Annotated in this window: 10 protein-coding genes; 9 read left to right on the forward strand and 1 reads right to left on the reverse strand. The window is 40.7% G+C overall.

The genetic code is table 11. The annotated features are described in order from the left end of the window. Window positions 1–143 precede the first annotated feature (143 nt). Complete coding sequence (locus tag GGQ60_RS20045; RefSeq protein ID WP_183767742.1) at window positions 144–1,274, reverse strand: BamA/TamA family outer membrane protein; 1,131 nt, start codon at window positions 1,272–1,274, stop codon at window positions 144–146. A 475-nt stretch (window positions 1,275–1,749) separates the two neighbouring features. Between GGQ60_RS20045 and GGQ60_RS20050 the strand changes: the two genes are divergently transcribed. From GGQ60_RS20050 to GGQ60_RS20090, 9 genes are all read left to right on the forward strand, one after another. Then, entirely contained in the window at window positions 1,750–2,730 is a 981-nt protein-coding gene (locus GGQ60_RS20050; protein ID WP_183767744.1) for a deoxyhypusine synthase family protein, read from the forward strand. A 255-nt stretch (window positions 2,731–2,985) separates the two neighbouring features. Next, window positions 2,986–4,284, forward strand: coding sequence for a c-type cytochrome (locus GGQ60_RS20055; protein WP_183767746.1), 1,299 nt, complete (start codon window positions 2,986–2,988; stop codon window positions 4,282–4,284). 48 nt (window positions 4,285–4,332) lie between these two features. Then, window positions 4,333–7,374 carry a TAT-variant-translocated molybdopterin oxidoreductase gene (locus GGQ60_RS20060; protein WP_183767748.1) on the forward strand — a complete coding sequence of 1,014 codons (3,042 nt, stop codon included), beginning with the start codon at window positions 4,333–4,335 and terminating at the stop codon, window positions 7,372–7,374. A gap of 26 nt (window positions 7,375–7,400) precedes the next feature. Next, window positions 7,401–8,873, forward strand: coding sequence for an NrfD/PsrC family molybdoenzyme membrane anchor subunit (gene nrfD, locus GGQ60_RS20065; RefSeq protein ID WP_183767750.1), 1,473 nt, complete (start codon window positions 7,401–7,403; stop codon window positions 8,871–8,873). A gap of 2 nt (window positions 8,874–8,875) precedes the next feature. After that, window positions 8,876–9,412, forward strand: coding sequence for a DUF3341 domain-containing protein (locus GGQ60_RS20070; protein WP_183767752.1), 537 nt, complete (start codon window positions 8,876–8,878; stop codon window positions 9,410–9,412). Continuing rightward, entirely contained in the window at window positions 9,384–9,989 is a 606-nt protein-coding gene (locus tag GGQ60_RS20075; protein ID WP_183767754.1) for a c-type cytochrome, read from the forward strand. Before GGQ60_RS20070 ends, GGQ60_RS20075 begins: the two co-directional genes overlap by 29 nt. 16 nt (window positions 9,990–10,005) lie before the next feature. Further along, on the forward strand, window positions 10,006–11,226 hold the full coding sequence (locus GGQ60_RS20080) for a quinol:cytochrome C oxidoreductase (RefSeq protein WP_183767756.1): 1,221 nt from the start codon (window positions 10,006–10,008) through the stop codon (window positions 11,224–11,226). A 67-nt stretch (window positions 11,227–11,293) separates the two neighbouring features. Then, a complete protein-coding gene (locus tag GGQ60_RS20085) occupies window positions 11,294–12,526 on the forward strand; it encodes a cytochrome c oxidase subunit II (protein ID WP_183767758.1) in 1,233 nt (410 codons plus the stop codon). Between the two features lie 23 nt (window positions 12,527–12,549). Further along, window positions 12,550–14,430, forward strand: a complete 1,881-nt coding sequence (locus GGQ60_RS20090) for a cytochrome c oxidase subunit I (protein ID WP_183767760.1) — start codon at window positions 12,550–12,552, stop codon at window positions 14,428–14,430. Window positions 14,431–14,474: the final 44 nt, after the last annotated feature.

A 14,474-nucleotide genomic window follows, 5' to 3' on the forward strand; every position in this document is an offset into this window, starting at 1 on the left:
GACGACGGAAAATGGGTGATGGAAGAGAAGTCCTTGTTTTCCCCCTTCCGTAATTAAAAGATACCTAACTGTATTCAGGATGATAAAGGGATAGGATAAGTCATTGCCCTATCATCCATTTTTCCTTTTACATCTTCAGTTGCTTAGAATGCTTCTGCTAAACTAATGTAAAAACCGGCCTGCCGTTTTTCATTTGCCAGTTTTTCGCCTATGCCATAATCAAGGCGTACACTTAAACCTTTCGCCGGATCGAAGAAATAACGCCCGCCAACACCGAAGTTTGGTTTTAGACCGTCGAAATTGAATGCTCTGTTGCTAAAGACTTTTCCGGTACCGGCAAAGGCCACGATGCCAAAACGGTTCATAAAACGGTAGCGGATTTCGGCCTGTGTGGCCATCAGGTTTTCATCGCGGTAGCGCCCGCTATAATAACCACGCATCATCTGGTCGTTTCCTAATTGCTGTAATAAATAAAACGGGGTGTTTTTGCTTTGTACAGTATAATATATACCCTGTACGCCCAAAACCACTTTTGGTGCGAGGCTGAAGAAACCGCGGAGGTCCAGCTTAATCTGTGAACCATTGAAATTTTCGCCCCCGAAAAAATCTGGTGCATACTGATAAGTTGCCCTTCCGAAAAACCCTTTGGTAGGGTAATTGTTGCTGTTGCGGGTATCGTAACTCTGCGAAGCACCTACCCAGGCTACTGAGCCACCATCCTTATCCAAAATGCGCGGATTGGTACTAAAAATTCCCCCCGATACCTTATCTGTAAAGTGGTAATTTTCGAAACCCAGCGATACACCGGTATAAGCCTGGGGCAGGGTATTCATCTCTGCATCAAAAAGTGTTTTAAAAATCTTTTGGTCCAATTTATCTTCATCTGCTTTCCTGGCGTTATTGCCAATGCCATAAAAGTTAAAGGGCTGATTTTTGAAACGGATATCGCCGATAAAGTGATATTTGTTTCCTTTTGTCCACATATCGCCCTTAAGCATAAAATTGGCTGTCTTTTTGGTCGAGTAGGTCGTGTTCAATGCAAAATTAGAACTGCGGTTCAGTGTATCTTTGCGGTCTATATAAAAGGAATAAATGGCGCCAACACCAAATTCAAAACCGGTTTCCTGACTATATCCAAATGCAGGCAAAGGTAAAAAGCTTGCCTTACGTGTGGTATCTTTTTCGTTGGAGAGCATTTTCCTGATCAGTTTCATTTGTGCAAAAGAAGTTCCCGAAACGAGTGCAAGTAAAATAATCAGATAATATTTTTTCATCAGCGCAAAGAAAAGGAAATTAGTTAATAGTTCATTCGTTCACTGGTCATTTGTTCACTGGTCACTGGTCATTTGTTCATTGGTCATTGGTCATTGGTTCACTGGTCACTGGTCATTGGTCATTGGTTCGTTTGTCGTTTGAATTGCCAAGCCTTATTGCTATTGCCTGCCGCCACCTAAACCGGATTGAAGGGTAAAGCCCGGAGCGAAGCGAGGACTTGTACCGGAAAGCCGGCCTGCCTTTAATAAAAGCTACTGCAATTGCTTTCCAAAAAAAGATTCTTCGACTACCCTCAGGATGATTATCGCAGGGGAAGATTTATCTGATATAACCGACTAAGGACTATGGATTCGAGATTCTTCACTTCTGGCGAATTTAACGCCAAACGCAGCCCGCCAAACGCTAAACACGTTTACGCTTTCACCTTTCGGCCTAAATGCCTATTTTTGCCGCAAACAATACAAAACGAACGCAATGAGCAATACAAGAGGACCAATATCTCAATTTATGGAGCGTAATTACCTCCATTTTAATGCTGCGGCCATGATGGATGCAGCTAAAGGCTACGAAACGCATTTGGATGAGGGTGGTAAAATGATGATCACACTTGCCGGTGCCATGAGTACTGCCGAATTGGGTATTTCACTTGCAGAGATGATCCGTCAGGATAAAGTAGCCATTATTTCTTGTACAGGAGCCAACCTTGAAGAGGATATTATGAACCTGGTTGCACACTCACATTATAAACGTGTACCTAATTACCGCGACTTAAGTCCGCAGGATGAGTGGGATTTGTTAGAGAACCACTATAACCGCGTTACTGATACCTGTATTCCTGAAGAGGAAGCTTTTCGTCGTTTACAAAAACACATCCATAAAATCTGGAAAGATGCGGATGATGCGGGCGAAAGATATTTTCCGCATGAGTTTATGTACAAAATGCTGCTAAGCGGTGTTTTAGAACAATACTATGAAATTGATCCTAAAAATTCATGGATGTTGGCTGCAGCCGAAAAGAACTTACCAATTGTGGTACCGGGATGGGAAGATTCGACCATGGGTAACATCTTTGCTTCTTATGTAATCAAAAACGAATTCAAAGCTACCACGATGAAAAGCGGGATTGAGTATATGGGCTGGCTGGCCGATTGGTATGTTAAAAACTCATCAGGTAAGGGAATAGGTTTCTTCCAGATCGGTGGAGGTATTGCCGGCGATTTCCCGATCTGTGTGGTGCCGATGTTATACCAGGACATGGAAATGGAGAATATTCCGTTTTGGAGCTACTTCTGCCAGATTTCAGATTCGACCACATCTTATGGCTCTTATTCTGGTGCTGTACCGAACGAAAAGATAACCTGGGGTAAACTGGATATCAATACGCCAAAATTTATTGTAGAAAGTGATGCAACAATTGTAGCACCATTAATGTTTGCCTGGATATTAAAACAATAATCATAACATTTTAATAAACCAAATTGGTTCTTGGTATACCGGTTTGAAATTTCGCGCCAAAAATGGGCATTTTTATGCCCAGAATGGCCTGAAACCGCAGTTGTTTAGAATGATTATAAATTGTATTTCCCGTCACTATTATGTCATGGGATTTATTAATAAGTTATACTTTTGTTCAAGTTTTGGTGGGGCTATCTGGGTTCAATCATCAATTTCACAACAAAAAGTAAATTAAATAAGTATAAAGTGTTCATTATGAGAGATATCTCGATGATTTTAAAAAGCGTTTGGAAGTCGTTATTCGTATTTTCAGCAATTTCCGTAATGGCGGTTTCTACCGTAAATGCGCAAGATGCTAAAGAGGGAAGAACGCTTTTCAAAGCAAAATGTTCTTCGTGCCATGCATTAGATCACAAAGTTGTTGGTCCGGCATTAGAAGGAGTAAGCGATCGTCACCCTGAAGCGTTCCTATTAAAATGGATTCCGAACAACGCAGCTATGATCGCTGCCGGAGATCCTGCCGCTGTTAAATTATTTAACGAGAACGGTAAAGTGCCAATGACTACTTTCCCTGAGCTGGATGAGGCGAAAGTAAAAGATATCTTAGCATATATCAAAGAAGGTGAGCCTAAAGCTGCTGCAGATCCAAATGCGCCAAAAGCTGGTGCTGAAGATCAGGGTACTTCAGGTTTATCCATTGCCGGTATCGTTGCCATTGTAATATTGGCTATCGTGATCCTGGTTATCTTGGGCCGTGCTTCTAAATTGCTGGAGCGTTTGATCCTGCAGAAACAGGGCATCGAGATGGAAGAAGATGTGCCATTGAAAGTTGGTGTACGCAAAATGTTCAAAAACAAGAAGTTCGTGATGTTCTTTATCTTGTGTTTGATCATCTGTTTGGGTTCATTCGGTTGGATGGGCATGTGGAATACCGGTGTTCACACAGGTTACCAGCCGGTTCAGCCAATTAAATTCTCGCACGAGTTACATGCCGGTATCAACCAGATTGATTGCCAGTATTGCCACAACGGTGCATTTAAATCTAAAAATGCAACTATCCCATCATTAAATGTATGTATGAACTGCCACAAAGCGGTACAGGCCAGGGATAAATATGATGGTGAAATTTCTCCGGAGATCAAAAAAATCTACAGTGCTTTAGGTTACGATCCTGAAACACAGAAATACGACGAAAGTAAATCAAAACCAATGGAATGGGTACGTGTACACAATCTTCCTGATTTTGCTTACTTTAACCACTCTCAGCACGTGGTGGTTGCAGAAGATGCAATCCGTAAAGCAAAAGGATTACAGCCAACTGAACCTGTTTGTTTCGCTTGTCACGGTCCGGTTAATACTATGGAAGAAATTTATCAATATTCTCCGTTAACGATGAAATGGTGTATTAACTGCCATAAAGAAACAGATATTTCTGGTCAGAAAAACAATGCTTTCTACGCTAAGGTTATCGAAGCGCACGAGAAAATTAAAAAAGGCGAGAAAATCACACCAGCTTTATTGGGTGGTTTAGAGTGTGGTAAATGCCACTATTAATAGATTAGAGTTTAGTAAGAACGTTCGATAAACAGTAATATAGCTTAAATGGAAAGCAATAAAAAATACTGGAAAGGCTTAGAGGAGTATAACAATACGCCCGATTTTGTTAAGAATAACAAAAACGAATTCGCCGAGCCACTTCCAATAGAAGATGTTTTAAATGAAGCAGGGTTAAGTACCGTTACCCCACGCCGCGACTTTTTAAAGGCGTTAGGTTTTGGTTTAGGTGCGGTTACATTAGCTGCCTGCCAAAGTACACCGTTAAAAAAATCTATTCCTTACCTGGTAAAACCTGAGGAGGTAACTCCGGGTATTCCTAACTTCTATACTTCGAGCTTTAATGGCCAGAGTATCTTGGTTAAAACAAGAGAAGGACGTCCGATTAAAATTGAACCAAATCCTAATGCGGGACAATTTAACTGCGGTACGGATGCAAGAGCGCAGGCTTCGGTATTGGATTTATACGATGTATCTAAACTAAAAGCACCTGCTACCGTAAAAAATGGGCAGGTTGAAGAAACTACCTGGACTAAAATCGACAGCTTTGTAAAAGGCGAACTGGCAAAGGCACAGGCAGGTGGAAAGAAAATCCGTATTGTATCATCTACGGTTAACAGCCCGTCAACAAATGCCGTAATTGCTGCTTTTGTGGCGAAATATCCTGCTGCTAAACTGGTGCAGTACGATGCAGTTTCTTACACAGGTATTATCCAGGCCAATCAGAACAGTTTCGGTAAAGCTGTTTTACCAAAATATAACTTTGATAAAGCCGATTTAATTGTAAGTTTCGGTGCCGATTTCTTAGGTACCTGGATCAGTGGTGAAGAGTTTACTGCTCAATACACCGCTAACCGTAACTACAAATCGTTAGAAAATAAAAAAATGAGCCGCCACATTCAGTTCGAAAGTGGAATGAGCTTAACAGGTACCAATGCAGATACCCGTGTTCCGGTTAAATTATCGGAAGAAGGTCCTGCTTTAATTGCTTTATATAATGCAATTACAGGTGCAGCTTTACCAGGCGGAACGTTGGGTAACAACGCTACTGCCGATAAAGTAATTAAACTGGCAGCAAAAGAATTATTGCAAAACAAAGGTAAAGGCCTTGTAGTTTGCGGTTCTAACGACGTTTCTACACAGATTTTGGTAAATGCCATTAACGCCGCTATCGGAAGTTATGGTACTACTATCGATTTAGATAACCCTTGCTACTTATATGCTGGTAACGATGCCGAATTTAACGGCTTTGTTGCTGAAATGGGCCGTGGCGAAGTTGGTGCAGTTTTATTCTTAAACAGCAACCCGGCTTACGATGCAGCAAATGCAAAAGCATTTACGGATGCATTGGCGAAAGTGCCAGCGAAAATTTCTTTCGCAGACCGGGCTGATGAAACTGCTTCACTTTGTGATGCCATTGCGATTAACCATAACTACTTAGAATCTTGGGGTGATGCAAATGCTTACGAGGGATATTATTCTATCGTTCAGCCAACCATTAACCCGGTATTCAATAGCCGTCAGGCAGAAGAAAGTTTGTTAATCTGGGCTGATGCTCCTGTTAAAGATTACTACCAGTTTGTACGCAGCAACTGGGAAGCTAAGGTATTACCGGCTGCCGGTCTTAAATGGGATCAGGTTTTAGAAAAAGGTGTGGTAACTACCACTGCTAAAACAGCTGGAGCCTACAGCTTTACTTTATCATTAAATGCTGTAGCAACTTCAATCATCAATAGCAGCAAAAGCCTTGCAAAAGGTGGCGATCAGTTAGAGTTACAGGTTTACGAAAATGTACCGATGCGTGATGGTAAAAATGCCAACAATGCTTTCTTACAGGAATTACCTGATCCGGTATCAAAAGTAACCTGGGATAACTTTGTTGCGCTTGCACCTAAAACTGCTGAAAAATTAAAAGTTAAAGAATTTGATGTTGTTGCTGTTAAAGGTAGCAATGGATATTCGGTAGAGCTTCCGGTGTTGATCCAGCCAGGACAAGCACAGGGAACAGCCTCTATCGCTTTAGGTTATGGCCGTCAGAAAGCGGGTAAAGCAGGAAACGATGTAGGTAAAAATGCTTTCCCTTTCATTTCTTTCGTAAACGGAACCATGCAATATGCTACTAATGTAACCATCAGCCCAACAGGCGGTTACTATGAGCTTGCACAAACACAGACTCACCACTCTTTCGAGGGCCGTGCCGTGATTAAAGAAGCTACTTTTAAGGAGTACTTGAAAAATCCTGGGGCAGGTAACGAGAAAGGCGAGCATAAAGATTACGACCTTTGGGATCAGTATGAAAAACCAGGTAACAACTGGGTAATGGCAATCGATTTGAATGCTTGTACTGGTTGTGGTTCTTGTATTGTTGCCTGTAACGTAGAAAACAACATTCCGGTTGTAGGCCGTGATGAGGTTCGCCGTCGCCGTGAGATGCACTGGATCCGTATCGACCGTTACTATAGCTACGAAACACCTGCTGGTGACGTAACCAAAGAAAAAGAAATCGCTAAGTTGGAAGACCTTGATCATGTTTCTGTGGTTCACCAACCAATGTTATGCCAGCACTGTGATCATGCACCTTGCGAAACCGTTTGTCCGGTATTGGCTACCGTACACTCTTCAGATGGTTTAAACCACATGGCTTATAACCGTTGCGTAGGTACACGTTACTGTGCAAACAACTGTCCGTACAAAGTACGCCGTTTCAACTGGTTCAATTACTGGAACGATTCGCGTTTCGATAACTATTTAAATAACGAGTTTACCCAATTGGTTTTAAACCCTGATGTAACTACACGCTCACGCGGTGTAATGGAGAAATGCTCAATGTGTATCCAACGTATACAAGGTGGCAAGTTACAGGCTAAATTGGAAAAACGTCCATTAAAAGATGGCGATATTAAAATGGCTTGTCAAGAAGCTTGTTCAGCAAATGCGATCATATTTGGTGATTCAAACGATCCTAATTCAGAGGTTTCAAAAGCATTACGTTCTGAGCGTATCTACTACGTATTGGAAGAAATCAATGTGAAACCAGGTATCGGATATATGACTAAAATTAGAAATACAGATACAAAAGTACAAGCGTAAGCTTTAGCATAAAGAAAATACAAATTATGTCAGGACATAACGAATCAATACTTAGAGAACCATTAATTACCGGTGATAATATCACGTATGCTAAAATTACGGATGATATTTTGATGCCGGTAGAAAACAAGCCAAACAAAGCTTGGTGGATTGGTTTCATCGTTGCCTCATTAGGTGCGCTACTTTGGGTTGTGGCAGTAAGCTACACTTTTTGGAACGGTATCGGATCTTGGGGTTTAAATAAAACAGTAGGTTGGGCATGGGATATCACCGGTTTCGTATGGTGGGTAGGTATTGGTCACGCCGGAACACTTATTTCGGCCGTACTTTTACTCTTCCGTCAGAACTGGCGTAACTCGATCAACCGTTCGGCAGAGGCGATGACGATCTTCGCCGTAATCTGTGCCGCAACTTACGTTGTATCGCACATGGGCCGCCCTTGGTTAGCGTATTGGGTATTACCTTTACCAAACCAGTTCGGTTCACTTTGGGTAAACTTTAACTCACCATTGGTGTGGGATATGTTTGCGATCTCTACCTATTTCTCTGTATCATTATTATTCTGGTACACAGGTTTATTGCCGGATATCGCAACCATCCGCGACCGTGCAGTAGGTACACGCAGAAAAATTTATTCAATCTTTTCATTTGGCTGGAGCGGAAGCGTTAAAACATGGCAGCGTTTCGAAGCGGTGTCGTTAATCTTAGCCGGTATCTCTACACCACTTGTACTTTCGGTACACACCATTGTATCAATGGACTTTGCAACTTCGGTAATTCCTGGATGGCACACTACCATCTTCCCTCCATATTTCGTGGCCGGGGCGATCTTCTCAGGTTTTGCGATGGTATTAACCCTATTATTGGTGGCACGTAAAGTATTGGGTCTGGAGAACTACATCACCATGTTCCACATCGAGTCGATGAACAAAATCATCATCTTAACCGGATCAATTGTAGGTGTGGCTTATTTAACAGAGTTCTTCATTGCCTGGTATTCAGGTTCTGAATATGAGTCATATGCATTCGTTAACCGTTCTACAGGTCCTTACTGGTGGTCGTACTGGATGATGATGACCTGTAACGTAATCTCACCACAGTTATTATGGTTCAAAAAGATCCGTTTAAGCATTAAAGCGACCTGGATTTTATCAATCGTAGTAAACGTGGGGATGTGGTTTGAGCGTTTCGTAATTATCGTAACTTCATTACACCGCGATTACATCCCTTCAAGCTGGGCGATGTTTTATCCAACCTGGGTTGATATCAGTGTATTCGTAGGTTCAATCGGATTATTCTTTACTTTATTCTTATTGTTCTTAAGGGTATTGCCATCAATTGCTATTGCAGAGGTAAAAATCATTCTTAAATCGGCTTCAGAACAGGCTAAGAAAAAGATTATTGAAGAAGGTTCAGAAAAACCTGAATACATTAACGAGTATATTGAATCGTTAGAAAAATTTGATAGTGTTAAACAAGAAGATTACGCAAAAATATAACAATGAGTGATATCAAATATATTTTAGGCAGCTTTGGCGATCCTGATGAAATGATGCACGGCATCGAAAAGCTTCAGGAAAATAACATCAGCATCTATGATGTATATACCCCAATGCCTATACACGGAATAGAAGCCAAATTAGGAATTAAAAGATCAAGGATTGATATCGCAGCGTTTTGCTTTGGTATTACCGGTACCTGCTGTGCATTCGCTTTGATTTATTTCTGCGCAGTAATTGATTGGAGAGTAAACATTGGTGGTAAACCATCGTTCGCATTGCCGGATTTTGTGCCGATAATGTTCGAGCTTACCGTATTGTTCTGTGCTTTCGGTATGGTATTAACGTATTATGCATCTACCCACTTATTTCCGGGCAGAGCGCCCCGCGTAATGGATTTAAGGGCAACCGATGACCGCTTTGTAATTGCGATTGATGCAAAAGACAATGCAGAACACACTGTAATTGATGGTTTATTAAAAGGTGCAGGTGCTTTAGAAGTAAAGTATAATGAAAGGAAGTACGTTAGCTATGAATAAGAATAAATTTGTTTACACGTCGTTTTTAGCTATTGCTTTTGCAGTTACCTTTTCGGCCTGTAGAGATAAACGCAGTACTGGTTTAGAATATGCCAGGAACATGTATGATCCGATTGCTTATAACCCGGATCAGCCAAATAAAAATTTTAAAGACGGTAAAACTGCACAGTTGCCACCTGCACATACCAAACCGGTAGGATTTACCGAGTACGATGAGTATCCTAACACAAAAGAAGGATATGAAGCAGCAGGTGTAAGCATGGTGAACCCTTTACCGGTTGATACCATTAACTTGGCACAGGGACAACACTTGTTTAAAGTGTTCTGCAGCCCTTGCCATGGTGAAAAAGGCGATGGACAAGGACACTTGGTTAAAATTGAGAAATTTAGTGGTGTACCTTCTTACTTCTCCGGAAGTTCGTCAAGAGGTGGAGAGATGAAAGCGCTTACTGCCGGTAAAATCTACCACACCATTACCTACGGTGTAAATAACATGGGTTCGCATGCATCACAAATCTCTCCGACTGATCGTTGGAAAGTGGTGATGTATGTTCAGGAATTACAAAAACAACAATAAGTAAAGCAGAATATAAATGGGAACTCACAATATTAATTTTAGTGAACAGTTTGAGTTTACAGGTAAAGTAAAAACATTAAGCATAGTAGGCATCATCTTAGGAGTTGCTGCAATAGCTTACGGTTTCTTCGCGGGCGACAAAATAATGCACGAGCGTACTTTTGCTAACCTGTTGCTTATGGCATATTACTTTGCATGCGTATGTATGTCGGGTACATTTTTCCTTGCTGTTCAATATGTAGCTCAAGCAGGTTGGTCTGCATCAATTTTACGTGTACCACAGGCCATGGCAAAAACATTGCCAATAGCAGCTGTAATACTTATTGTAGTTATTTCAGCAGGTTTGTACTCACACAATTTATATCACCACTGGCATGCAGATGGTTTAACCGTAGAGGGTAGCCCTAATTACGATGCCATTATTGCCGGTAAATCGGTATTCTTAAATGTACCTTTCTTCTTAGGTCGCCAGGTGGTGTTCTTAGGTATCTACAGTATATTTTCGATCCTTTTTGTTAAGTTTTCTTATAATGAAGATTTAGCAGGTGGTTTAAATTCATACAGAAAGAGCTTTAAAAATGCTTGTATCTTCTTGGTAATTTACGGTTTTACTACACCGGTATTTGCTTTTGATACCATCATGTCGTTAGAGGCGCACTGGTTCTCCACCATGTTTGGTTGGTATAACTTTGCGGCAATGTGGGTGAGCAGCTTAGCCACTATCGCAGTTATCATCATCCTATTGAGAAGGGCAGGGTATATGCAATGGGTTAACAATAGCCATTTACATAACTTAGGCCAGTTTATCTTTGGTTTCTCTATCTTTTGGACTTATGTATGGTTTGCCCAGTTCCTGTTGATCTACTACGCAAACATGCCGGAAGAAACTGTATATTTCTACAAACGCTTTGAATATTACAAATTCTGGTTCTTCTTAAACCTTGCCATGAACTTCTTAGCACCTGTATTATTGTTAATGGACAGGGATAACAAAAGAACCGATGTTAAATTATTGTTCGTTTCAATCGTGGTATTGTTAGGTCATTGGGTAGATTACTACCAGATGATTATGCCGGGAACGGTAGAAGCACATAATGGTTTTGGCATTATTGAAATTGGTACTGCATTGGGTTTTGTTGGATTGTTTACCTTTACGGTTTTAACAGCACTGAGCAAAAAACCTTTAATTGCGAAGAACCACCCATTATTACAAGAAAGTTTGCACCATCAGCTATAATGGTGGTAGGATAGAGCAAATATTTTAATTATTATAATTAGCAGTACGGCGTACTACTTTTAAGAAAATGAGTTTAAGAAAGTTTATAACGAATAAAACGACCGCAGCTTTAGCAGTATTGATTACCGCTTTTGCAAACACTAGCGTATTTGCGCAAGATGCAGCAGCAGGTGCTGCCGCGGCACCGAAGGTTGATATGGGCGAGATTTATAAATCAGTAATATTTTATATACTGGCTTTTCTTGCCGTATGTTTATTCATCGCAATTATTGGTAAGGCAATAAGGGTGTATGAATTAAGCCGCGAAGCACAAGGTAAACCTGTTGGCATTAACTGGAACAGGATCCACGCAAGTTTATTTGCCCTGTTTTTAGTGGTAGGTTTATATGGTGTATATTGGGAATATACCGTACATGGTGCTATGCTGCTTCCTGATGCAGCATCAGAACATGGAAAGAAGATTGATAAAATGTTTAATTTAACATTAATCATCACTACAATCGTATTTGTAGTTACACACATCCTGTTATTCGGTTTTTCTTATATCTACAAATATTCTGCTAAAAGAAAAGCTTACTACTATCCGCATAACAATACCATCGAAAAAATCTGGACCATCATTCCGGCCTTGGTGTTAACAGTATTGGTATTGATGGGTTTCTTAACCTGGAGATCAATTTTCTTCAAAACCGAAGATCCTAAAAATAAACCTTTACAGATCGAAGTTACTTCAGAGCAGTTCAAGTGGTCTATCCGTTATCCCGGAGCTGACGGTGTGGTTGGTGCTAAAAACTATAAGTTAACTACAGCTACCAATCCTTTGGGTATCGATTTCAAGGATTTGAACTCCCGCGATGATGAGATGGCAGATGAAATGGTAATTCCAGTTGGAAAACCGGTAAAACTGATCTTAACCAGTAAAGATGTAATTCACAGTTTTTATATGCCGCATTTTAGGGTACAGTTAAATACCGTGCCGGGTATGCGCGTTTTCTTTGAGTTTACGCCTACAAAAACTACTGCAGAAATGCAGCAGGAAACAAATGATCCTAACTTTAAGTACCTTTTCTATTGTGCCAAGATCTGTGGATCTGGTCACTACAACATGCAAAAGGTGGTACGTGTAGTTTCTGAGGCCGAGTATAAAACTTGGATAGCTGAACAGAAAACATACTTAAACGACGATTTAAGAAAACAATTTAATTTGCCAGTGGCACCTGCACCTGTAAAATCAGTAGCAGATTCAGTAGCTAACGATTCAGCTGCTGTGAAAACTAACCAAATGGCTTTAAATAAATAATATTAAGCAGGAGCGAACGAATTATGTCAACAATAGCATTACACGACGAACACAATCACGATCACGCTGATCATGGGCATCATAAAGAGACTTTGATTTCAAAGTATATCTTTAGTATGGATCATAAAATGATTGCTAAGCAATTTTTAATTACCGGTATTATCATGGCGGTAATTGCAATGGGCTTATCAATTTTATTCCGTATTCAATTGGCATGGCCAGATAAAAACTTCCCATTCTTAGAAACCTTTTTAGGAAAATGGGCAGAGGGTGGCCGTATCAAACCTGATTTTTACCTGGCTTTGGTAACCATTCACGGTACCATCATGGTATTCTTTGTACTAACTGCTGGTTTAAGTGGTACTTTTAGTAACTTACTTATTCCACTTCAGGTAGGGGCAAGAGATATGGCTTCGCCATTCCTGAACATGCTTTCTTATTGGTTCTTTTTCCTGGCATGTGTGGTAATGATGTCGTCGTTTTTCATCCAAACCGGACCTGCTTCGGGTGGTTGGACAGTTTATCCGCCACTATCCGTTGTCGCTAAAGCTATGCCGGGTTCGGGTTTAGGTATGACGCTGTGGTTAGTAAGTATGGTACTTTTCGTAGCCTCATCTTTAATGGGAGGTATCAACTACGTAAGTACAATTTTAAACATGCGTACCAAAGGTATGGACCTTTGGAAAATGCCGTTAACCATCTGGGCTTTCTTCCTGACTGCTATTTTAGGTATCTTATCGTTCCCTGTTCTTGTGGCTGGGGTAGTGTTAATGGTATTCGACCGTAGTTTCGGAACCAGTTTCTATTTATCAGATATTGTTATCGGTACCGATATTTTACCAAATGAGGGTGGTTCTCCGATTTTATGGCAACATTTATTTTGGTTCTTAGGTCACCCTGAGGTATATATTGTAATTATGCCTGCATTGGGTATTTCGTCTGAGGTAATCTCCGTAAACTCGCGTAAACCGATCTTCGGTTACCACGCAATGGTTTACTCACTTATCGGTATCACTGTATTATCGTTCATTGTTTGGGGTCACCACATGTTTGTAACCGGTATGAATCCATTACTGGGTGGGGTATTTATGATCACCACATTGATCATTGCGGTACCATCGGCAGTAAAAACCTTTAACTATTTAGCTACATTATGGCGTGGTAACATCCGTTTCACTCCGGCTATGTTATTCGCTATCGGTTTGGTTTCATTCTTTATATCTGGTGGTTTAACCGGTATCTTCTTAGGAAATGCATCTTTGGATATTAACTTGCACGATACTTATTTTGTTGTTGCTCACTTCCACCTGGTAATGGGTTCGGCAGCAATTTTCGGTATGCTTGCCGGTGTTTACCATTGGTTCCCTAAAATGTTTGGAAGAATGATGAATGCTAAATTAGGATACCTGCATTTCTGGTTAACTTTTATTGCAGCTTACCTGGTATTTTTCCCGCTACACTTCTTAGGTTTAGATGGTGTACCTCGTCGTTACTATGCATTTACGGAGTTCGAATTTATGAAGAAATGGTTGACAGTAAACGTGTTTGTAACCTGGGCAGCTATTATGGCAGCACTTGCGCAGGTAGCATTCCTTTTCAATTTCTTCTACTCGATCTTTAAAGGGAAAGTATCTCCTCAAAACCCTTGGGAAGCCAATACATTAGAATGGACAGCACCTGTTGAGCATCTACATGGTAACTGGCCAGGAGAAATTCCAACAGTTTACAGATGGCCTTACGATTATAGCAAGCCAGGACATGATGCAGACTTTATTCCTCAAACTGTACCTTTCTCTCAAACCATGAGCTCTAACTTGCCTCATGATTTTGAAGGAAATGAAGAAGCGGAAAAAATCCAGCGGGATTGGGAATTGGCTAATCCTGTGCCAGAAAATAAAGGCTAGTTAAAGCTTTAAATTAAATTTTAAAAGGGGTATCTGATTAAGTT

It is taken from the genome of Pedobacter zeae (genome assembly GCF_014196715.1).
Taxonomy (GTDB): Bacteria; Bacteroidota; Bacteroidia; order Sphingobacteriales; family Sphingobacteriaceae; genus Pedobacter; species Pedobacter zeae.

Coding starts and splice junctions, on each gene's coding strand:
- GGQ60_RS20080 (WP_183767756.1), top strand. CDS start 10,006: ATGGGAACTCACAATATTAATTTTAGTGAACAGTTTGAGTTTACAGGT.
- GGQ60_RS20060 (WP_183767748.1), top strand. CDS start 4,333: ATGGAAAGCAATAAAAAATACTGGAAAGGCTTAGAGGAGTATAACAAT.
- GGQ60_RS20085 (WP_183767758.1), top strand. CDS start 11,294: ATGAGTTTAAGAAAGTTTATAACGAATAAAACGACCGCAGCTTTAGCA.
- GGQ60_RS20075 (WP_183767754.1), top strand. CDS start 9,384: ATGAAAGGAAGTACGTTAGCTATGAATAAGAATAAATTTGTTTACACG.
- GGQ60_RS20050 (WP_183767744.1), top strand. CDS start 1,750: ATGAGCAATACAAGAGGACCAATATCTCAATTTATGGAGCGTAATTAC.
- GGQ60_RS20045 (WP_183767742.1), bottom strand. CDS start 1,274: ATGAAAAAATATTATCTGATTATTTTACTTGCACTCGTTTCGGGAACT.
- GGQ60_RS20090 (WP_183767760.1), top strand. CDS start 12,550: ATGTCAACAATAGCATTACACGACGAACACAATCACGATCACGCTGAT.
- GGQ60_RS20055 (WP_183767746.1), top strand. CDS start 2,986: ATGAGAGATATCTCGATGATTTTAAAAAGCGTTTGGAAGTCGTTATTC.
- nrfD (WP_183767750.1), top strand. CDS start 7,401: ATGTCAGGACATAACGAATCAATACTTAGAGAACCATTAATTACCGGT.
- GGQ60_RS20070 (WP_183767752.1), top strand. CDS start 8,876: ATGAGTGATATCAAATATATTTTAGGCAGCTTTGGCGATCCTGATGAA.